This window comes from Membranihabitans marinus (genome assembly GCF_021729155.1).
In the GTDB taxonomy this organism is placed as follows: Bacteria; Bacteroidota; Bacteroidia; order Chitinophagales; family Saprospiraceae; genus Membranihabitans; species Membranihabitans marinus.
In genome coordinates, this window is sequence record NZ_JAJQYA010000041.1 from 19,848 (window position 1) to 42,959 (window position 23,112).

Here is a 23,112-nt window from a genome sequence, read left to right on the forward strand (position 1 = left end):
TGTAGTCTGTTGAAGTCAGGGATAAATCAATACGTTGATTAAATAAAAACTGATTTATTTTCATCGATAAAAGTAGAAGGCAGGTCGTGATTTTACATTGTGGAAATGTTTGGAAATGCATAGTCTTGTATGTGTAATATTTAATTAGATAATTAGTTCTTTTTTGTGCTCAATCGTCTATTAAAGTGTAATGCTTCGTCCATTGGTAAGTGTAATGACTTAGATGAAATAAATAGATGGATTTTGTCTCAACTACCATGTGTTTGTCCTGTCAAAAGTTTTTGATGGATGCTTATGCTAAATTTTTGGCTTTACGGAAGACTTTATGGCCTCTTAAGGGAGAGCTGCCAATTATACTAAATGCATTGGGTATAATTCATATTGTGTTGTATCTCCAACGCAAGAAATGAAGGGAATTCTATTTTAAATGTTATTTGAAAATTTGAGAAAAAATTAAAGAATGAAGGTTTTGTGGTTAATATGCATAACGATTTTATTTGGATGTTCAGGCCTGGATCAGGAAGTAGAAAAGGAATTAATTCCTAAACTAGCTAGCGAGTATGTACATGTTTACATGCCGGAAGGTGACACCTTCTCTGGACCTGATACCAAAGATTTGATCTCAGGCCAATATTATGATGAATGGCAACCTAATGATCACTGTTTCGTGAAAGGCAAGGACTCTTCTTGGCATGCATTTGGAATTACCCATCCGGCCCCAAAATCCAATCAACGAGATCATCAAGGGGAATACGTATCATTTCACGCGGTATCTTATGGTAAATCTTTTGAAAGCTCTTTTAGAGAAGATGTATATGAAGATTTGGAAAAAGTTCTTCCTCCAGATGAGCGACCTAATGAAAGTCCCAATAACCATGCGCCGACCATCATTCTGAATGACGGTCTCTACGTTATGATTTATGGACCTGCACCCTTTAAGATGGCCGTTTCCCCAGACCTTTATCAATGGGAACCATTGGGAGATTTGGACCTGAATGAAAAGAGTGGCAGAGATCCTAGTATCGTGAAGATGGGAGATCAATTTTATCTGGTCTACTGTGCGGGCAACTCGGTAAAGATGGCGGTGTCTAAGGACTTAAAGGATTGGACGGAACCGGTAAATATATTCCAACCTACTACAGAGTCATATCAGTGTGAATCACCTAGTTTGCTCAAGCATAAGGATAGATTTTATTTATTCTGGTGTTTGTGGGATACTTCATACGATGGCAATGGTTATGGTGAAAGAACATTTGTTTATAGCTCAAATGATGTGTTTGATTTTAATGCAGATCAGCCTTTGGCTGAACTCAATGCCCATGCCCCAGAGATAATTAAAGATGAGAATGGGAATTTTTTCATTTCCAGTGTGCAATATCCTCATAGAGGGGTAAATCTAGCTAAGATGAAATGGGAGTTGCCATAATTGGTTGTAAATCAATATGGATAGTATCGTTTGAACTTCGTGATTTTTTAATGGGGAGATAAGATTAAATCTATCTTTTGATTTTTGTTGCCAAAATTCCGATGTTTGGGAATGGGATTGTAGTATATTGAAGGATTGGAAATAAACAAAATAAATCAAATTGGTCAATGGTGTATTGTGAAATATATAAAGTCTTTTCGTGGCGATTTCAGATGATTGTGATTTTGTCTCTGATGTTGGGCAATTATGGCTTTAGTCAGTCAAAACAAGACCTGCCCAATATTGTGATTATCTTCGCAGACGATCTGGGCTATGGCGACCTTCAATGTTATAATCCTCAGTCCCTCATTCCGACACCCCATCTTGATCAATTAGCTTCTGAGGGTATTCGATTAACAGATGCGTATTGCCCAGTATCTGTATGCTCTCCGTCTAGATATGCATTGATGACGGGGCAATATCCTTGGAAGAGCTGGAAAAAGACTGGTGTAATGAGGAATTATGAACCTTCAATGATGGATTCTTCTATCCTGACCCTGCCGGAAATGTTGCAAAAAAGTGGATATCATACATTTGGATTAGGCAAGTGGCATTTGGGAACTACATTTCCTACCTTCGACGGTGAAAAACCAGTTGGATATGGACAATTTAAAGCGGAAAAGAACGGTGCCAATATTGACTTGTCAAAGCCAGTGACTGATGGACCCCTGGATCATGGATTTGATGAATGGTATGGATTTAGCTGTGCTAGTGAGTGTTGGATTCTCGATAATGACAGGATAACCGGTGCTATCCATCACGATTTGTACAATATTGATTTTGCCAAAAATACCAGCCAACTAGATCGCTACGCACTGGATGAATATACTCCAGTATTAACCCAAAAGGCCATTGATTTTTTGACGGAGAACAGTCAAAGGAGGAATCCTTTTTTTATGTATTTTTCACCCTATGTACCGCATATACCCATTTCCGTTTCTTCAAAATTCAAAGGAAAAACAAAGGCGGGTTCTTATGGCGACTATGTCCATGAATTGGATCATTATATTGGTCAAATATTGGAATCTATAGATAGATTGGGATTGAAAGAAAATACTATAGTGTTGTTTGCCAGCGACAATGGGTCTCAGTTTGAAATAACCAATGATAAAATGGACTTGAGTAATGCGGTTAATAATCGAGAAAAACAAGATGTTGACGATGTCGAATATTTTCATACTCCCAATGGAGGACTTAGAGGAACAAAGTGGACAGTTTACGAAGGAGGAGTTCGGACTCCCTTGATTGTTCGATGGCCGGGGAAAATAGAAGAAGGCCAAGTAAATCACAATATTTTTGGATTAATAGATGTATTCGCGACTTTAGGAAAAATTATTGATTATCCCCTGAGTATTGAGGAAATGAAAGATAGTAAGGATTTAAGTATGATATTTTTGGGAGGAGAAGGTGAAAAAAGGCAGGATATTTTAGTGCGCGGAAGTGGAGCAGTTTATGGGTATAGAATGAACAACTGGAAATATATTCCAGAAAACCAAAGTAGTAATATTCCGGAATCACTTTTTGATTTGAAAAATGACCCTGGTGAACAAAATAATCTAATCGATGAAAAAAAGACTATTGCTCAAATGATGAGGCAAAAATATAGTGAAATCCTAAATTAGGAGTTCTCCTCTGATACTATATGTCTGAGCTTAAACCGGCTAGTCTTCAATAACTGGGGAGGCCTAATACGAATTGCGTTTATTAATTATGCCGATCGTAATGGTAATTAAATGCTCCATAATTCTTCTGGTCATATATTGCTGTTTGGACTCATTCATGACTTTGGGTAATCAACAGATTTGTGCCGAAAATATCCATAAATAGCTTTTAAACTTTTAAATTTGACAGATAAAATTTAAAACAATAGACCATGTCCAGTAGAAATAATTTCATTTGTTGAAATTTGAAGAATAATCATTGGTTTTTCTTGAGATGTGACCGGGTTTTTCCAATGGATATTTTACGGGAGTGGATTAAAAAATATATTCTGATGGTAAGTAGATATAGAAGGATTCTTATGATTATTCCATTATTGGTTTTCCTTGTCGAGTTAACCGGGCAATCGAATGAAAGACCTTTAGATAAACCCAATGTGCTATTTATTGCAGTGGATGACTTGCGTCCAGAAATATATTCTTTCGGAGCCAAACATATGTATACCCCAAACCTGGATCGACTTTCAAAAATGGGTATGAGGTTTGAACGCGCCTATTGCCAACAAGCCGTATGTGCTCCCTCTAGGAATAGTTTGATGACGGGCTTACGACCCGATGCATTGGGTATTTATGATTTGAGAACATTTTTTAGGAAGAAAGTGGCCGATGTAGTTACCCTGCCCCAACATTTTAAGAATAATGGATATCGGGTAGAGGGTATTGGAAAGATTTATCACACTGGACATGGTAATTCAGATGATAGCCTGTCCTGGTCTACTCCTAAATTGAGTCTCAATGCGATGAGGAAGGGTTTGGTTGAAATTACTAAAGGCGATACAACAGGTTTGGAGAGTGATTTTCCCAGCTTGAATGGCAAAAAATTGCCTTGGTATAAGTCAGATCAACCAGAAGAAAATATGACAGATGGCCTGATTTTACAATATGCTGTAGAGCGCATATCTAGTCTTAAAGATTCTAGTTTTTTTCTTGCTGTCGGATTTATTAAACCTCATTTGCCTTTTGTCACTCCCAGAAAATATTGGGACTTATACAATCCAGATGAAATAAAAATACCAAAAAGAGTCATACCCCATGGTATGCCCGATTTAGCTTTACACAATTTTGGAGAGCTGCGTAAATATCACGGAATTCCAGCGACTGGGACCTTAAATGACTCAATAACTAGAAATTTAATCCACGGTTATTATGCCGCCGTAAGTATGATAGATGCACAGGTGGGTAAATTGTTAGATGCCTTAGAAGAGAACGGTTTAAGTGAAAACACCATTGTCGTTCTTTGGGGCGATCACGGTTGGAAATTGGGAGAGTACGGTGGGTGGTGTAAGCATACAAATTTTGAAGAAGATACTCGAGCTCCATTATTAGTTGCCGTGCCATGGTTGAATAACAAGGACGAAAAAACCGAGTCTTTGGCTGAGTTTGTGGATATTTATCCCACAATTTGTGATTTAGCAGGTTTGGATAAACCGACTCATTTGGAAGGACAAAGCCTTCTTCCAATTTTAAACAATGCTAGAGCTCAAGTAAAAAAGGTTGCCATAAGTCAGTATCCCAGAGGGCCGTCCTTGGGCTATGACAACAAAAATGAGATTATGGGCTATAGTATTCGCAGTCCAAATTATAGATTTACACGTTGGCAGAAGTATGAAAATCCCGACGAGGTAGTTGCCATTGAATTGTATGATTATTCAGATCTAAAATTGGCTACGGAAAACTTGGCGGATAAAAAGAAGTACCATAAAAAAGTGGAGGAAATGAGTAAAATCTTGGATGAGGAGTTGGCGAAATACCAGATACATTCAAAGAATATTCAATCTGATAAACATTAAATTTAAGCTATTTTCTTCTATCATCATTAGAGTTGGTCAAGGCGGGGAAATGATAATTGTTCCAATAATCAAACCGCAGAGTGTGACATTTTGAGGTCTCTTATTATTTTTCTGAATACTAGAATTGTTCCCCGATATCTTTATCTACTCTGTCTCCTCATTTCCATCTATTGAAAGATCTCATTACAGAGATTAAAATACCCTATTCTTATTGGATTAAATCAATTTCTATGTTTTGTTGCTATTGGGGAATGTCGGTGTATGGCATTATTGTTTTGCGATCTATGTAAATGGCATAGTAAAAATAATATCACTGAGTTGTTAATTAAAATTAAAAACTTTCTTTATCGCATAGTTCTTTTTATTTCTCAAACGTCTATTAAGTATAATGTTTTGTGTGGTGTGGTATGTTGCAATTAAAACACATGGATGTGTAATTGAATTAGAGGTATAAGTCATGGCATTGGTGATTATGACAAATTTTTAATAATTGACATTGGGGGATGAGTATTGTCGATTGCGATTTGGTCTGATAAGTAGGTGATGGATTTGCTCATATTTTGATTCCATTTCGCAAGTCAAAACGTCAACCCGTTATAAACTATTGAGAAACTGTAGTGATGAGAAAATGGTGTGAAGAGAAGAAGAGATATTTACTACCCTCATTAGTAATGGTTTTTATTTGAGAAAGCTAGGACAATGCTATTAGTTACTATAGAAATGATAAATAACAATATTAGCGTTAAGGGGAAATAAGAATTTTTAAAATATTAAAATTTAATTGATGGAACTAGGATTTTTACACAAAAAGAGGTCCTTTAAGGATATCGTATTGCTTTTACTTGTCATTCTACCTGGGATAATGCAGGCTAAGGATGATCTGAGAAAAATGAGCTTAGAGGAAGCCATCCACGAATTAAGTGAACATTATGGGGTATATTTTACCTACAATAAAAATTTGGTAAATAACTATACCGTAGAATTTGAAGTTGATCACGAACAAACTTTAAATAATGCCCTAGAAAAAGTATTGGTTAAAACTACCTTGAATTATAAGATTCATGCCAATAAGTATGTCATTATATACAGGAGTGATAAAGAGGGTATTGAATCATTAAAAGAAATGGTTAAGCACCTTGAAAACCTCATCTATACTGAAGAAAAACGGTCGGGAACCGCATTGACTTATTTGCCGTCGAGACGATTAGGTGATAAATTTTCTTTTGATGGAAAGCGATTAGTTGTCAATGTAACAGGGACGGTAACCGATCAGAGGGGGGAGCCACTTATAGGGGTGAACGTTATAGTGAAAGGGAGTGAGAAAGGTACCGCTACGGATTTCAATGGTAAGTTTACCATCGAAGATGTCGATGAGCAGGCTATATTGTTGGTGTCTTATATAGGATTCCAATCGAAAGAAATTGCATTGAATGGGAAAACAAATCTTTCCATTACTCTTATTGAAGATTCTCAAACCTTGGATGAAGTTGTAGTCGTCGGTTTTGGTACTCAGAAAAAGGAAAATTTAACTGGTGCAGTCTCCCAAGTAACTTCTGAAGTATTGGAGAGTAGACCGATTACCAATTTGGGGCAAGGATTGCAGGGAGTGATTCCCAATCTTAATGTCAATGTCAACAGTGGAGCTCCAGGTCGAGGTTCGTCCTTTAACATTAGAGGAACAACTTCTATTAATGGAGGAAATCCATTGATATTGGTAGATGGTGTTGTAAAAGATATCAATTTGATAAATCCAGATGATATCGCATCGATATCGGTACTCAAAGATGCTGCTTCGGCTGCAATTTACGGTGCCCGTGCTGCCTATGGGGTGATTTTAATTACTACTAAGGCCGGGACAGCTTCTGAAAAACCAGTGATTGGTTTTTCCTCTAATTGGTCATTCAATAGGCCTACGGCAAAGCCCGAATATATGAATTCCCTTGAATATGCCAATTGGATGAATGCGGCCAATACAACTACTAATGGTTCTAATTACTTTGACGATGAAACCATGCAGCATATCCAAGCCTATTTTGAAAATCCACAAAGCAATGAGCCGGTGTTTCACCATTCCAATGACCCGAGTAATTTGTATCGATATAATGCCAATACCGATTGGACCGATGTTATGCTCAAGGATTCATATCCTATTAGCAAGTACAATCTCAGTATAAGTGGGGGTGGGGATAAAATGACTTACTACTCTTCCATAGGTTTGTTGAATCAAAAGGGATTGATGAAATGGTTTGATGAGGATTTTAATAGGTATAACTTTGTACAAAATCTTAATTACGATGTCAATCCTTGGATAGAAGTTGGATTGAAGGCATCGTTAAATATAACAGAGCAAACCGATATTCCCGACAACAAGAGGGGGAGTTTTTCCAATGTAGACAATCTTTATATGGCGGGGGATTCTAGACCCATCATGCCGATTTATCATCCCGATGGTCATTTTGCGGGGTATTCAGGAAATGGGTATTTTACCAATATGCCAGCCTTCCTCACTCAAGGTGGAGATCGCAAATACAAGACCAATGATATCTGGGTAACTGGTTTGGCCAAATTAACTCCATTGGAGGGCTTGAGTTTGAACTTGGATTATACAATCAACTATTTCAATCGAAATAATATTCATACTCTCAAGGAGTATTGGGATTTTGATGCGACGGGACCGGCGACTTTATTTCCACATACTACGCCAAATTGGATCAGCAAGGAGGATCATAACGATAAGTATATCGCCATTAATATGTATGCGGATTATGAAAAAAATTGGAATGATATCCACTATTTTAAAGCCATGGTGGGCTATAATCAGGAAGAAAAGCAATTCAACTCATTTTGGGTACGGCGAGCTAATTTGTTGAGTAATGAAATACCATTTATCGATGTGGCCATTGGAGAAAGAAATGGTGGCGATGCTGCCAATGAGTGGGCCATTAGAGGAGGGTTTTTTAGAATGAACTATTCATTTTCCAACCGATATTTGATCGAAGTTAATGGGCGGTACGATGGTTCTTCTCGCTTCCCTAAGGATGATAGATTTAAATTTTATCCTTCATTGTCATTGGGTTGGAGGCTGTCCAGCGAGAATTTCTGGAGTTCACTTAAGCCAGTGTTGGAAGAGTTTAAGATTAGGGCTTCAGTAGGTAGTTTGGGTAATCAATCCTCAGTGGGGAACGACTATTATCCCTATATAGCCTCTTATAATACGGGGCAAGTCAATTATTTGCTCAATGGTGAGCGACCTGCTACTGTCTTTGCTCCTGGGCTAGTGAGTCCGACACTGACATGGGAAACCGTGGAGCAAACCGATATCGGTGTTGATTTAGAAACATTAAATGGAAGGTTGACTACTACCTTTGATTGGTATGTTAGAAAGACCAAAGATATGTTGACTAAGTCCAAAACCCGTCCAGCTATATTGGGAGTTAGTGAACCCCAGGCCAATGCTGCCGATTTGGAGACAAAAGGCTGGGAGTTAATGGTTTCTTGGAAGGACTATATCAATAAAGATTTTTCATATGATGTAGGATTTATGTTGTCTGATTATGTAGCAGAGATCACCAAATTCGACAATCCAGACGGGGTTTTAAGTGATTATTATGTCGGGCAGACTTTGGGTGAAATATGGGGATTGACCACAGCTGGGCTTTTCGTAAGCGACGAAGAGGCTCAAAGCTATAATCAATCAGAAATCGTAGGTCACAACCAATTGGCTGGCGATATTAAATTTGAAGATTTAGATGGCGATGGAAAAATTTCCAGAGGGGGGCAGACCTTGGATGATCACGGTGATTTGTCTATCATAGGCAACAGTAATCCACGTTACGCTTATGGATTTAGGGTGGACGTAAGTTGGAAAAATTTTAATTTTGGCACTTTCTTTCAGGGCATCGCTCAGCGCGATTTCTATCCAAGCGGTACTTTCTTTTATTCTCATTATACATCACAATGGGCTGTTCCACAATCTTTTAATACCGATTATTGGACGGTAGATAATACCGACGCTTATTTCCCAAGACCTCGTTTGAATGGACGAGAAATTACCACAGCACAGACTAGATATTTGCAGAATGGTTCCTACTTAAGATGTAAGCAGATAACACTGGGTTATAATATTCCTCAAGAAATATTGAATCGAATTAAGGTTGAAAGGTGTAATGTCTATTTAACAGGGCAAAATTTATTTGAATTTACCCAGGTTCAAAGTGTTTTGGATCCTGAATCGAATAGGGTAAATATGTATCCCTTAAATCGTGCTGTATCAGTTGGCTTAAACCTTTCTTTCTAAAATTTTAAATTAGATCATTCATGAAAAATTTCAATATATTTTTATCCGTTTTGATTACTCTATTGTTCTTTAATTGCAACGATGAATTTTTGGATCGAATACCACCAGACAAGATCAACGATGCCAATTTTTGGACGTCTCCGAGTGATCTAAAGACCTATCTCAATCAATTTTATGAAGATTTATCGACATCTGGTAATTGGGCCAACGACAACCTTTCTGACAATCAATGTCCAGCCACTAGAAATTCATACATATGGGGGGACTACGTCGTTCCGTCATCTGGAGGAGATTGGACAAAGGCAGGCTGGGAGTCGATCAGACGATGTAATTATTTTTTACAGCGATACCAAACTACCAATGGTGATGCACAAGAGATAGCGATTTATTCAGGAGAGGCCAAGTTTTTTAAGTCCTGGTATTATTTTGAAAAATTGAGTCGATTTGGCGATATCCCTTGGCTGAGTACAGATTTAAATGTGGATTCAGAGGAGTTGTATAATGGGAGAACATCTAGAATGATAGTAGTTGATTCAGTCTTAAATGATTTAGATAAAGCAATTCAGCGTCTGCCGGAAACTTCAAGTGAAGGTCGATTGACCAAATATGCTGCATTGGCATTTAAATCAAGGTTTTGTTTGTTCGAAGCTAGCTTTAGAAAATACCACGGAATGCAAGATTATGAATCCTTGTTTGGTGAGGCTATTTCTGCTTCTGAGGCCATTATGAATGCCGGTTTGTTTGATGTTTACAATGCGGGGAATCCAGACAAGGATTATTACAATCTATTCATTTTGGATGATTTGTCAAATAATGTTGAATCGATTATGTCCAAGACCTATGAAGTGGATTTACTAATGCACAATCGAGTCAGACAGTTGGGGGAAGCGGGCAATGGATTTAGTAAAGATTTTGTGGAGACCTATCTCTGTAGTGATGGAAAACCTATCTCTATAAGTTTATTGTATCAGGGGGAGAGTGTAGAGGATTACGATAGCGAATTTGCCAATAGGGATCCTCGGATGAGGCAATCTGTCTATACTTCTGATCAGCCATATCACATCACCGATGAGGGCGAAATACAGTATCAGATCACTCCTGAATTTGATAATGGCAAGTGTTTTACAGGATATAGAATTTATAAAGGATTTTCACCTACTCAGCGGGATTTTGAGTATCAAAGATGTACTCTCGATGAATTTATATTTAGATATGCTGAGGTGTTGTTGAATTACGCTGAGGCCAAGGCTGAGTTGGAGGAGTGTACTCAAAGCGACCTCGATAAATCTATTAATTTGTTGAGATCTCGTGTAGGTATGCCTGATCTTACGGTTGAAGTTGGATTTGTCGATGAGGATTGGCCCGAATGGGAAGTGTCAATTTCTCCTTTGCTCAATGAAATACGCAGAGAGCGGAGGGTAGAATTGGCTGCTGAAGGCATGAGATTTAACGATATTTTGCGTTGGAAGGCAGGAAAGTTATTGGAAAATCCAAAGACGTATTTAGGGGCGTTAGATCCACAGACTGCTGAATATAGACTGTTGTATCCCGGATTGACGCGGACATGGGACGACAAGCGATATCTATATCCTATTCCTACTCAAGAATTGGTGCTCAATACGGCATTAGATCAAAATCCTGGATGGTAAGGAGGGCTTAGTGTGCTAAGCAATTTGTCAAGTAATTTTGGAGAAGTATAACGCAGCCGCAAAACTAGGCTGGATATCCCTGAATTACTTAATTTATTAAAGAAGAGTTAGAAAAAAGATCAGTCTTTATCGAGGCTGATCTTTTTTGTCTTGCTGACTAGTAATTACAGGTAAAAACAATGATGGATTTGTGATTATTTCGAAACTATTATTTGTTTTTTAATGCAAATAATAGAATGCGTTTTTAGGCCTTGATTATGGACCTTTTACTGTCATTATGAGAAAGGAAATGATTTTGGGAATATCATGGTTTAAAGCAGAGCGAGACCGATATAAATGGCGATTAAATCGATGTCTGGATTGGAAGCTGTGGCTCTTATATTTTTTAAAGCTTGACAAAGATGGTTGGCCACGGTTTGGTTGGAGATATTGAGTTTTTCAGCGATTTTTTGGTGGGAAAGGCCTTCGTATTTACTTAAGCGAAAAATAATTCGTTGTTGGTCGGGCAATTGTTCTAAGGAGTGCTCTAGTATCTTTTTGTAAAAGTCGCTTTCTATTTGAGACTCAATTTCTGGATGGCAAGCATCTGAACTGGCATTTAAAATATAACTTCTATATTTTTGATCATAGGCAGCCCTTCTCATATGGTCAAAAGCGAGATTGCGACACATTAAGTAGATATAACCGTCTAAGTCTTCTATGGTCTCAATATGGTCTTTCTTTTCGTATAGTTTTAGAAATATGTCTTGACTAAGGTCTTTGGCTAATTCGCCATCATTAATGAACTTAATAAAAAAGCCAGCTACCTTTTCTGTATAAGTTTCAAATAAAGATTGAAAGTCCTTTTCCTGCATCTCAGATAAAATTGAATGGGATGTTTTATATATTCTAAAACGAAATTAGTAAAAATAATTTTAAAAAAAAATTAGTAAAAAATTTCAATACTCACTAGTAAGTTTAGTTTTTTGATCCGTTTTGTATATTATAATTTGATTAGTAGGCTTTGTTGCCAAATATAGATTAATCGAATAAGTCAGGATTTTTTGAAGTAAATAAACGAATGAGAGATAGAGAACGAATAAAATACCTTTTTAATAAATACTTGGATAAAACGGCCAATGCCGATGAATCCAATGAATTATTTGAAAAATTAAAGGAGGTTAATGATCCTGATGAACTCAATGCGATATACCAACGCGGATGGGAAGAGGTGAATGAAAATAGAAATATCCCCAAACTGACATGGGATGAATTTATTCAGAGCAAAGGCCTTGCTGAAACAAAGAAGAAAAGAAATAAGGCAAAAATATTCAAATTGGTCCACTGGTCGGTCGCAGCCTCTGTACTTGTGTTGGTCGGTATAGCCATTTGGACAAAGTCACAGATTGGGGAAGAAGTATTTGAAACCGGTATAGGAGAAAAGATGGAAGTCGTGTTAGACGATGGGACTAAAGTGATATTAGGTGAAAATTCTAGACTTATATGGGATGAAAATTGGCAGAGTAAAAGTCATCGATCTGTATCCTTGTCTGGCCAGGCTTATTTTGATGTATCTCATGTGAATGAGGAAGGAGGGATAGAAATTTTAGGTGATGATGAAATGCAATTAATTCCTTTTAAGGTATTGACTTCCGATGTCAATGTCAATGTCTTGGGAACTGCTTTTGAGGTGGTCAACCGATACGAGAAGACCGATGTTTTTCTCGAAAGAGGGAAGGTAGAATTGGATTTATTAGAAAAGATGGAAGGGGGATTAGGTGACCATAAAAAAAGGTTGAATTATGAAAGAAAAACCAAGGAGTCTGTTCTGATGGATCCAGGAGATTTTGTTAGTTTTTCATCCACACATCAAGATCTAAAAAGAATTCACACCGAAGATCCATTGTATGAAGTGAATTTAAATGATGGCGTCATCTTTTTTGACAATATTGAGTTAGGTCTTATGTTGGAAGAATTAGGAGAAATCTATGACAAAAAAATAGTTGTTAGGGATTCTAAGATGATTGACCTTCCGGTATCCTTTGGATTTCCTTATGAAAATTGGGAGACGGTGATTAGCTTATTAGAATTGACACTAAATGTAGAAACAGAAATAGAAAATGATGTAATCATAATGGATAAAAAGAAAAGGTAAGGATATAGTAACTAAACGGTTATCGGTGGTTTTGGTAGAACCACTGAATACTTTCCCTACCCTTTCGTATTGAAGAATCTTTAAAATTTAGAATAATGAAGATAGGAATTTTGTCTTTAATAAAAAGACGATTAGGCATGATTTTGTGTACGATCTTTCTGATGGTATATCAATTGCCCATGGGCTTAGCCCATAATGAAGGCAATCAAGAGGAGGTGTTATTAGAGCAGGCCCTCCAAGAAATAGGTCGCAAATACAGGGTTTATTTCAGTTATGATCGCACCTTAATTGACAATGTAAAGGTGGAATTGTCAATCGATTCATATGAGTCCGTAGATGATGCGCTAACGAGTGTAATGGGGCAGACGAATTTGTTTTATCAAATTTTTGACCAACGCTATGTGGCCGTATATCAAAACACTAAGGAAGGACTGGAGTCCTTAAAGAAAATGGTACAACATTTTCAAAAAATCATAGACACACAGGAAATGGTCAATAAGCGGAGAGTGAATTTGCTATCTCCGATAGCCACTTTTTCTGCCAAAGAGCTGTACGATAAGCGAATAGTGGTCAATGTGTCTGGACGGGTTACGAGTTCAGCGGGTGAGCCATTAATCGGGGTCAATGTATTGGTGAAGGGAACTGATATTGGAACTGCTACTGACTTTGATGGAAAATTTGTCCTTAACGATGTCGATGAAAATGCAGTATTGGTATTGTCTTATATTGGCTACCAAACACTGGAGGTTCCTGTTGCAGGTAAATCAAATGTAAGTGTGACCTTATTTGAAGATTCCCAGACATTAGATGAGGTGGTCGTAGTAGGATATGGTACACAGAAGAAAAGTGATTTGACAGGAGCGGTGAGTTCATTGAAAAATGAAGATTTTAATCAAGGTATGGTTAATTCCCCACAAGATTTAATAGCAGGGAAAATATCGGGTGTTCAAATTGTCCAAAATAGCCCTGAGCCTGGCGGTGGATTCAGTGTAAGTATTAGGGGGGTTAGTTCAATTAATGCTGGAACTGAGCCCTTGTATGTTATAGATGGAATGCCTATTGATAATTCACCAGTTGTTAGTGGAGGGGCTTCAGGAAATGGATCTAGAAATCCCCTTTCATCGCTAAATCCAAATGATATTGAATCTATTGAAGTTTTAAAAGATGCTTCAGCAACAGCAATCTATGGTGCTAGAGGAGCAAATGGTGTTATATTAATAACAACTAAAAGTGGAAAATCAGGTGATCTTAAAGTCAATTATGATTATTATTTAGGTATTCAAAGTATCACTAAAAAACTAGATATTTTGTCACCCAATGAATACCAAACAGTATTGAATGATTTATTAGATGCAGGTGCAATTAATGCTACAGGGACAGAACGAGTCACAGATCTTGTCGACGGAGGAACAAATTGGCAGGATCATATTTTTAGGAATGCTAAAGTGTCTAGTCATAATTTGTCTATTTCTGGGGGGAATTCAGCAACTAAATATTTTTTAGGCATAAATTATTTTGACCAGGAAGGAATTCTTAAGAAAACATCTTTCAAAAGATATGGTCTTAGACTTAATTTAGATCATAAAGTAAATCAACGTTTACTTTTTGGAGCAAAAATCAATACGATTCTACATCATGATGAATATGTTCCAGGAGGTGTGGGAGGAAATGATGGAGGAGTTTTGTATTCTGCGTATAATTATGATCCAAGTGGATCTATTTATGATGATAATTTAGAATATTATAGATCCAATTTTATGGCTCCTATTGATCATCCCATTGCCTTAATGAATGGAAGGAAAAATGAAGCAAATGCATATCGAACATTTGGTACCCTCTTTGGAGAATATGAATTTTTACCTGATTTGAAATTTCGATTGAATGTTGGAGGGGATACGTATCAGCAAAAAAGGGAAGGCTATACTGATCGTTCAACATTAACTGGGGCTGCAAATGGTGGTTCTGCTTATATAAATAATGGTCAAAATGCAAATTATTTGATTGAAGGGTTATTTCAATATAGTGCTAGTATAGGAGATGGTCATCAAATTGATGCAATTTTAGGATCGACTTTTCAACGATTTATTGAAACGAATAATAGTTTAACTGGCAGAAATTTTCCTCTTGATGTTAACATTATTGAGGCTTATGCAATTGGTTCTGGAGATGCTTTACAAAATACAATAGGTAGTTCTCAAGTATCCAATAGTCTATTGTCATATTTATCAAGGGTAAATTATGGTTTACTAAATAGGTATTTGTTTACTTTAAGTTATAGAATAGATGGATCTTCTAGATTTGGTGAAAATAATAGATTTGGCCATTTCCCCTCAGCAGCCATTGCATGGCGAATTGATCAAGAACCTTTTTTCGATAGTTTGGAAAGGTCACTTAGTTCCTTAAAAATGAGGACAAGTTGGGGGCGTACAGGTAATGAACAAATAGGAAATTATCAATCAATTACTACTTTTGGAAGTGGTGGTATAGCCGTGTTAGATAATAATCCAATTTCAACTTTAGTCCCCAATCGAATAGGTAATCCTAATCTTAAGTGGGAGACAACAGAGCAAATAAATATAGGATTGGATTTTGGAATTTTAAATGACAGGATTTTTGGAAGTATCGATTGGTTTAAAAAATCAACGTTTGATATGTTACTAAATCTACCTATTCCTACTTCAACAGGTTTTGGTACTCAGACTCAAAATGTAGGAGGGATGGAAAACAATGGTTTGGAATTTGGAATAACCTCTAGAAATATAGTGAATACAATTACTTGGGAGACAAGTGTTTCATTGACTAGTATAAAAAATAAAGTTACTAATTTGAGTAACTTAGATCAAATAATTAGTGGATCTGCGGGATTTGCGAATCAATTTTCACTAATACAAGTAGATTTACCTGTGAGGTCATTTTATGGATATGAAATTCTCGGTGTTTGGCAAACAAATGATGATTTTAGTGTTACAGATGACAATGTTCAACCTGGTGATTTTAAATACAAGGATACTAATCAAGATGGTGTAGTAAATTCAGAAGATCGAGTGGTATTAGGAAATTCGTTCCCAAAACTAATGTGGTCTATTGGTAATACTTTGACATTTAAAGGGCTTGAATTGTATTTGTTTTTTGAAGGTCAAGAAGGCTTGAAAATGTATAATGGCAATGCTTCGGAAGCTTACTTTCCTATTGATTTTAGACGAAATAAGTATGCGGAACCTATGTTAAATAGGTGGACTGAGCAAAACCCAACGAATGAATATCCTTCATTTTTAAACCCATTAGGTCAAGGAGAAAAATATGTAAACAGTCGGACTGTTGAAGATGCATCCTACATTCGTCTCAATACAATTAGACTGTCTTATAACTTTAATTTGAATCGTTTTATTGAGCATGCAACAGTTTATATAACTGGTCAAAACCTTGCTACTTGGAGTGAATATTCTGGTATTGATCCTGCAGTTAACTCAGGAGCAAATAAGACCTTAAGGATAGATTATAATGCCTATCCATTAACAAAAATTATTACTGGAGGTGTAGTTGTTAATTTCTAAAAAAATGTTTTATGAAAAGGTATAGTTTAATTTATAGTTTATTAATATTGGTTTGTAGTTGTGCTGATTTATTGGACGAACCCATTTATTCACAGTTAGCACCAGAGAATGTTTTTGAAGCCGAGGAGGGAATTCAATCAATTTTATTTGCTGGATATTCTGAATTAGCCAATACTACGGGGAATAATCGAGGTATTTGTGGAATTGAAGAATGGGGTACAGATATTGGGTGGCAAAGTGGTGGAGGTGAAAATTCTACTGCAGTACAATTTTTAAATTTTACATTAGGATCTACAACAAGTCTTATAAAAAATGTGTTTTGGGATCCTAACTATCGAGGAATTAGAAATGCTAATGTAGTATTGGACAATATAGATAAGTCAAACACGGTAGCTCAGAATAAGGAATTATTTATTGCTGAAGCTAAGTTTATTCGTGCAATGTGTTATGCTAAAATGTACTTTCTTTTTGGTCCAGTACCTCTTAGAACAAGTGAAAATGATGATCTTGAGTTGCCTAGGCCATCTGTAGAAATTATGGAATCATTTATTGAAAATGAATTGCTAGAAGTAAGTAATGTATTACCAAAACCAGGGGCAGAGTTGAATTATGGAAGAGCTCATCAAGGTGCGGTTTGGGGTGCATTGACAAAATTTTATTTAAATACTCATCAATGGGAAAAGTGTGTAAATGCAAGTCAAAAAATATTGGATTTAAATTATTATAATTTGTATCCTGATTTTGAGCAATTGTTTCGTGTTGAAAATGAAATTAATACAGAATTTATTTGGGTGAAATCAGTTAATGTTTATGCTACAAGAAGTAATTCATGGGTCTGTGCAACTTTTCCTCCTGGATTTCAAACACATCCACGTACTGGATTAACTTGGCAAGATAATTGGAAGACCATAGCATCCCAATATAGACTTTTGGATGAATATTATAATTCCTTTGAGTCAGGAGATACTAGAAGAAATCTAATTATGGAAAGCTATATTAATACAAGTGGGGATTCTATTTCATTATTAAACCATGACAATACTAGATCATTTAAGTATTGGCCAGATCCTAATGCTGCAGGGAATATTCATGGAAATGATTTACCTCAGATTAGATATTCTGATATTTTATTGTCTAGGGCAGAAGCACTAAATGAAATAAATGGTCCAAATCAAGAATCCATAGATTTAATAAACCTTGTGAGGAATCGAGCCACATTGGAAAATATACAGTTATCTGATTTTAATACAAAAGAATCGCTTAGAAATCATATTCTTATTGAAAGAGGTTGGGAGTTTTACTCAGAGGGGATGAGAAGATATGATATGATAAGAATGGGTAAATTTATTCCATATGCACAATCGCAAGGAAAGCAAGCGCAATCTTTTCATACACTTTTACCTATTCCTCAACAAGCAATAGATGCTAATTCGTTATTAGAACAAAATCCTGGATATTAAAAATGTTTTTAATATGAATATTTATAACATAATACTTACATTTTTTATATCGAGTTCTTTATATGCTCAAACGCCTCCTAATTTTCTGGTTATTTTGGTAGATGATTTGGGTGAAACAGATTTGGGTACCTATGGAAATGAATTTATTGAAACTCCTAACATAGATCAATTGGCGGAGGATGGAATGAAATGGGTAAACGCATATTCCGGTGCACCGGTATGTTCACCTTCACGAGCTGCTTTTTTGACTGGAAAAAACCCAGCTAGAGTTCATTTTACAGGGCATATTACAGCAATAGGAAAACATCGACACCCAGCGAACAGTATGATCATACCCCCCAAAGATCTCTTGTTTATTCCATTGGAGGAATTGATATTGCCCGAATTAGTTAAGTCTTCGGGCTATCGAACCATATCCATAGGGAAGTGGCATGTGGGACCTAAGGGCTATTGGCCACTTGATATGGGTTTTGATGAGAATATTGGGGGGTGGACCCATGGTAGTCCGCCTTCTCATTTTTATCCCTATGAGGATGAAAATAAAAAGTGGAATCCGAATATACCTACATTAAAGGATGGAGCAGTAGGAGAGTATTTATCAGATCGATTAACAAATGAAGCTATAAAATATATACACCGAAATAAAGACAACCCATTTTTGATTTATCTTCCATATTATGCTGTTCATGCACCATTGCAGGCGCCAAAAGAATTGGTCGAAAAGTATAAAAAGAAACAATTAACCAAGGATGCAAATCCTGAGATTGACCCAACTTATGCTGCGATGGTGGATAGACTGGATCAAAATATTGGAAGATTATTAGGAAAATTGGAATCTGAAGGTATCTCAGAAAATACTGTGGTGATTTTTGCATCGGATAATGGTGCAGAAAGAGCCAGTTCAGATATGATGGAATATAGAGCTGGAAAAGGACATTTGTATGAAGGAGGTCTACGCGTACCTTTTATAATGAAATGGCCTAATCACATCAAAGCGAATAGCGTGAATAAGAATAGAACGAGATCAGAAGATGTTTTTGCTACAATTGCGGATATAGTTGGGTATGAGTTAGATGACGATATGAATATAGATGGCGAATCATTGGTCAGTCAATTTACTAATAGTATAGGTCAAGATATAAATAATGAACGAGATATGTTTTGGTATTATCCCCATTACTTAAACAAAGGGAATTATCCAGGAGGGGCAATAATATCTGGAGATTACAAGTATATTGAGTTTTTTGACCCCAATAAAATTGAGTTGTATAACATTAAATTAGATCCAGGCGAAAAGACGGACTTATCCCATGAATTGCCAGAAAAAGTGATAGAATTGAGTGGTAAGTTTAATCTTTGGTTACATGAAGTTAAACCTATTTTACACACTTCCAATCCAAATTATAAAAACCAAAATTAAATTTTTATGAGTTTGGGAAAAGCCATAATGATAAAATCTGCTAAGTGAAATAAATAAGGAATTATTGTAATCTATACACATATAACTTAGCGATTTGTTATGGCTAATATATTTAATTTAAAATTCTAATTATTATAAATAGTTTGTTATGAAGTTGTTAAGGTGTGTTCTTTTATTTATGGTGCCAGTGATTGTGAACTCCCAAGAGATTGTGAAAATAAATAATTTTATTTTTGATAATCCTCCATTTGAAGAATGTCATGCATCTACAATTGTAGAAACTCCTAATGGTCTAGTTGCGTCATGGTTTGGGGGGACAAAGGAAAAAAATCCAGATGTAGAAATTTGGGTGAGCCGTGAAATTAATGGTATTTGGACAAGGCCAATTTCAGTTGCCAATGGGATTCAACACAAAAATAAGCGATATCCAACTTGGAATCCTGTATTATTTCAAATTCCGGGAGGACCGTTAAAGTTGTATTTTAAAGAAGGTCCAAATGCAAAGAGTTGGTGGGGGATGGAAATAGAATCATATAATCATGGTAAAACATGGTCGCAAAAAAAACGGTTGCCTGAGGATGTTTACGGTCCCGTAAAAAATAAACCTATTCAATTAGATGATGGAACAATTATTTCTCCTTCAAGTACCGAGTTTAATGGTTGGCGTACTCATATGGAAATTTCTAAAGATTTAGGTCGTTCATGGGAAATTGTTGGGCCTATTAATCATGGGGAGAAGTATAATATAATTCAGCCAAGTGTATTAAAATATAAAACAGGTGAACTTCAAATTCTATGTAGAAGTAAAGAGGGATTTATAATGTCTTGTTGGTCTAATGATAACGGTTATAGTTGGGGAGAAGTTACCTCTATTGGACTACCTAATCCTAACTCAGGTACTGATGCAGTTTCAATGCAAAATGGTTTGCAATTGTTAGTATATAATCATACCGGTAAAATCGAAGGTAAATGGGGAGGAAAGAGGTCTCCTTTAAATGTTGCCGTATCCAGTGACGGAAAAATATGGAGAAGTTTATTGGTTCTTGAGGATAAACCTGGCGAATATTCTTATCCTGCGGTTATCCAAGATAAAAAAGGAAATATACATATTACATATACATGGAAGCGGAAAAGAATTAAGCATGTAGTTATTGATCTGGACGAAATAGAATTAAAAGAACTAAAAATTATTAGCGATGGTGTTTGGGAATAAAAGATTATTCAGTACATATGTATTAGTTCTAATTTTTGCTGTTCAATTATCAAAACTTCATAGCCAAAACAATCAACCACCTAATATAATATTCATTATGGCCGATGATCTTGGTTATGGTGACTTGGGGTGTTATGGTCAAAAACTATTAAAAACCCCAAATATTGATCAATTAGCTGAAGAAGGTATCCGATTTTTACAAGCTTATGCCGGAGGTCCAGTTTGTACCCCTTCGAGAAGTGTATTAATGACGGGTTTGCACAATGGTCATACGCCTGCAAGGGATAATGTTCCGCACTATAATACCTATTTGGAAGAAGAGGATGTGACTATTGCAGAAGTTTTGAAAACAGCAGGGTATAAAACCGGAGGTATTGGTAAATGGTCGCTAGGAGATGCTGGTACAGTGGGAAGTGCTACTAATCAGGGATTCGATTTTTACTTAGGGTACTTAAATCAAGATCATGCACATTTTTACTATCCAGAATATTTGGATTTTAATGAAAAAAAGATGTGGCTCAAGGATAATACGATCATAAGAGACCGATATAGTCATGATATTTTAACCAATGGGGCATTACAATTTATTAGAGAATCAAAGAGGGAACCTTTTTTTCTATATGCAGCCTATACTTTACCTCATTATTCTTCTTCTAGGGAAGATGAGGATGGATTAACTGTGCCTAATGTCAATAATTTTTACAATCAAAATTGGCCAATTGACGCAAAGAAGTATGCCACTATGATTGAAATGTTGGATAGAGATGTTGGAAGGATAGTCGATTTAGTTAAATCATTGGGCTTAGAGGAAAATACGATTATTGTTTTTACCAGTGATAATGGTGGTCATTCTTCGGTTTGGAAGGAATTCAATACAAGTGGACCATTAAGTGGATATAAAAGGGACTTAAATGAAGGCGGTATAAGAGTGCCATTTATTGTTAAATGGAAAGGTCATATTCCCGAGAATAAGGAAAGTAGTGAAATTATTGCTTTTCAAGATATGTTGCCAACTTTTGCGGCATTAGCTAATGTGAAAACTACTAAGCCTTTAGATGGTGTCAATATTGTCGATGCCCTAATGGGAGAGAAGATAGAAAAGCCTCACAAGTATTTGTATTGGGATTATGGTCACAATCGACTTCGATATGATCAAGCTGTAAGGTTTGGAAATTGGAAAGGAATAAAGATGGGTAGAGAGGGGGAAATTATGCTGTATAATCTTGAAAAGGATATTGGAGAATTTTATGATGTGGCTTCAGATCACCCCAAAATAGTAGAGCAAATTTCAGACATTATGAAAACGAGTGTTATATCTAGTGAGAAGTACCCCATTGGAGAAACTTATCAAGGAAGTTCAATTTGGAAAAAGACTTATAACTTAGATTGATTTCAAGTAGGTTTTGATTACTATGAATATGTTCATATAAATGAGTACTTTTTTAGGCCAGTATCTATATGATGCTCAAATGAAATCTGAAACTATAAATGATCGGATGTGGTATTTTTAATTGAAATTGGTGCGGGTTCTTTATGGTATATCATGTTCAGAGAGACAAAATATTGGGGATAATCTCCATTATTCTTTAAGAAATCAAAATTATTCTAAGGACTTCGTTTAAGATGCCAAGGATAAATTTTTTTTCATACGGAGCAGTATGGTGGTAGAAGATCGGATTATAAATAAATTAGGTTGATCTTAATAAACCGAAATTTTACCATGGAGAGCAATCAAGCCCAATCTTTTCGTTCACTTTTCAGCATTAAGCAATTGATGACAAATTATATAAAAAAAAATCAGAGTAATAAAATTTTAAAAGATGAAAAATAATATATACTATATAATTTTTGCATTATTATTAACGAGTTCAATCTATGCACAATCTCCACCTAATTTCCTAGTAATATTGGTAGATGATTTAGGGAAGACAGATTTAGGCACATACGGAAATGAATTCATTGAAACCCCCAATATCGATCAATTGGCTCAAGATGGAATGAAATGGGTTCATGCGTATTCAGGTGCACCGGTTTGTTCACCATCGAGAGCTGCTTTTCTAACTGGTAAAAATTCAGCAAGAGTACATTTTACAGGTCATATTACAGCTATAGGAAGGCACCGTCATCCTGAAAATAGTATGATCATACCTCCTAAGGATTTAATGTTTATTCCTTTGAAGGAAGTGATATTACCTGAATTGGTAAAGTCCACGGGTTATCGCACCATTAGCATAGGAAAGTGGCATGTGGGGCCTACCGGGTATTGGCCTCTCGATATGGGCTTTGATGAGAATGTAGCAGGCTGGACTCACGGCAGTCCACCATCTCATTTTTTTCCTTATGAGGATGAAAATAAAAAGTGGAATCCCAATATACCTACGTTAAAAGATGGGAAAGTAGGAGAGTATTTAT

The 23,112-nt window shown here is 36.1% G+C and carries 13 protein-coding genes; 12 read left to right on the forward strand and 1 reads right to left on the reverse strand.

Annotated features, from left to right (window positions below):
* The first annotated feature begins 460 nt into the window (after nucleotides 1–460).
* The 5 genes from LVD51_RS17890 (at nucleotide 461) to LVD51_RS17910 (ending at nucleotide 10,919) form a co-directional block, all read left to right on the forward strand.
* The gene (locus LVD51_RS17890; protein ID WP_236972739.1) at nucleotides 461–1,426 is read left to right on the forward strand and encodes a family 43 glycosylhydrolase; all 966 of its coding nucleotides are present in this window, start codon (nucleotides 461–463) and stop codon (nucleotides 1,424–1,426) included.
* 167 nt (nucleotides 1,427–1,593) lie between these two features.
* On the forward strand, nucleotides 1,594–3,087 hold the full coding sequence (locus tag LVD51_RS17895) for a sulfatase family protein (protein ID WP_236972740.1): 1,494 nt from the start codon (nucleotides 1,594–1,596) through the stop codon (nucleotides 3,085–3,087).
* A gap of 371 nt (nucleotides 3,088–3,458) precedes the next feature.
* Nucleotides 3,459–4,973 carry a sulfatase gene (locus LVD51_RS17900; protein WP_236972741.1) on the forward strand — a complete coding sequence of 505 codons (1,515 nt, stop codon included), beginning with the start codon at nucleotides 3,459–3,461 and terminating at the stop codon, nucleotides 4,971–4,973.
* Between the two features lie 784 nt (nucleotides 4,974–5,757).
* Nucleotides 5,758–9,270: a SusC/RagA family TonB-linked outer membrane protein gene (locus LVD51_RS17905; RefSeq protein ID WP_236972742.1), complete on the forward strand. Its 3,513-nt coding sequence runs from the start codon at nucleotides 5,758–5,760 to the stop codon at nucleotides 9,268–9,270.
* A 20-nt stretch (nucleotides 9,271–9,290) separates the two neighbouring features.
* Nucleotides 9,291–10,919, forward strand: a complete 1,629-nt coding sequence (locus LVD51_RS17910) for a RagB/SusD family nutrient uptake outer membrane protein (RefSeq protein ID WP_236972743.1) — start codon at nucleotides 9,291–9,293, stop codon at nucleotides 10,917–10,919.
* Between the two features lie 311 nt (nucleotides 10,920–11,230).
* On the opposite strand, the gene LVD51_RS17915 is transcribed toward LVD51_RS17910, so the two are convergent.
* Nucleotides 11,231–11,773, reverse strand: a complete 543-nt coding sequence (locus tag LVD51_RS17915) for an RNA polymerase sigma-70 factor (protein ID WP_236972744.1) — start codon at nucleotides 11,771–11,773, stop codon at nucleotides 11,231–11,233.
* 206 nt (nucleotides 11,774–11,979) lie between these two features.
* Between LVD51_RS17915 and LVD51_RS17920 the strand changes: the two genes are divergently transcribed.
* From LVD51_RS17920 to LVD51_RS17950, 7 genes are all read left to right on the forward strand, one after another.
* Nucleotides 11,980–13,053 carry a FecR family protein gene (locus LVD51_RS17920; protein ID WP_236972745.1) on the forward strand — a complete coding sequence of 358 codons (1,074 nt, stop codon included), beginning with the start codon at nucleotides 11,980–11,982 and terminating at the stop codon, nucleotides 13,051–13,053.
* 95 nt (nucleotides 13,054–13,148) lie between these two features.
* Nucleotides 13,149–16,607, forward strand: coding sequence for a SusC/RagA family TonB-linked outer membrane protein (locus LVD51_RS17925; RefSeq protein ID WP_236972746.1), 3,459 nt, complete (start codon nucleotides 13,149–13,151; stop codon nucleotides 16,605–16,607).
* A 71-nt stretch (nucleotides 16,608–16,678) separates the two neighbouring features.
* Entirely contained in the window at nucleotides 16,679–18,067 is a 1,389-nt protein-coding gene (locus tag LVD51_RS17930; protein WP_236972747.1) for a RagB/SusD family nutrient uptake outer membrane protein, read from the forward strand.
* A 13-nt stretch (nucleotides 18,068–18,080) separates the two neighbouring features.
* Nucleotides 18,081–19,487, forward strand: coding sequence for a sulfatase (locus LVD51_RS17935; protein ID WP_236972748.1), 1,407 nt, complete (start codon nucleotides 18,081–18,083; stop codon nucleotides 19,485–19,487).
* 148 nt (nucleotides 19,488–19,635) lie between these two features.
* Entirely contained in the window at nucleotides 19,636–20,700 is a 1,065-nt protein-coding gene (locus LVD51_RS17940) for a sialidase family protein (protein ID WP_236972749.1), read from the forward strand.
* Complete coding sequence (locus LVD51_RS17945; RefSeq protein WP_262912806.1) at nucleotides 20,684–22,090, forward strand: arylsulfatase; 1,407 nt, start codon at nucleotides 20,684–20,686, stop codon at nucleotides 22,088–22,090. The genes LVD51_RS17940 and LVD51_RS17945 overlap by 17 nt, the downstream gene beginning before the upstream one ends.
* Before the next feature lie 430 nt (nucleotides 22,091–22,520).
* Nucleotides 22,521–23,112 (forward strand): sulfatase-like hydrolase/transferase (locus tag LVD51_RS17950; RefSeq protein WP_236972751.1); only part of this gene is annotated, 592 nt, incomplete at its 3' end.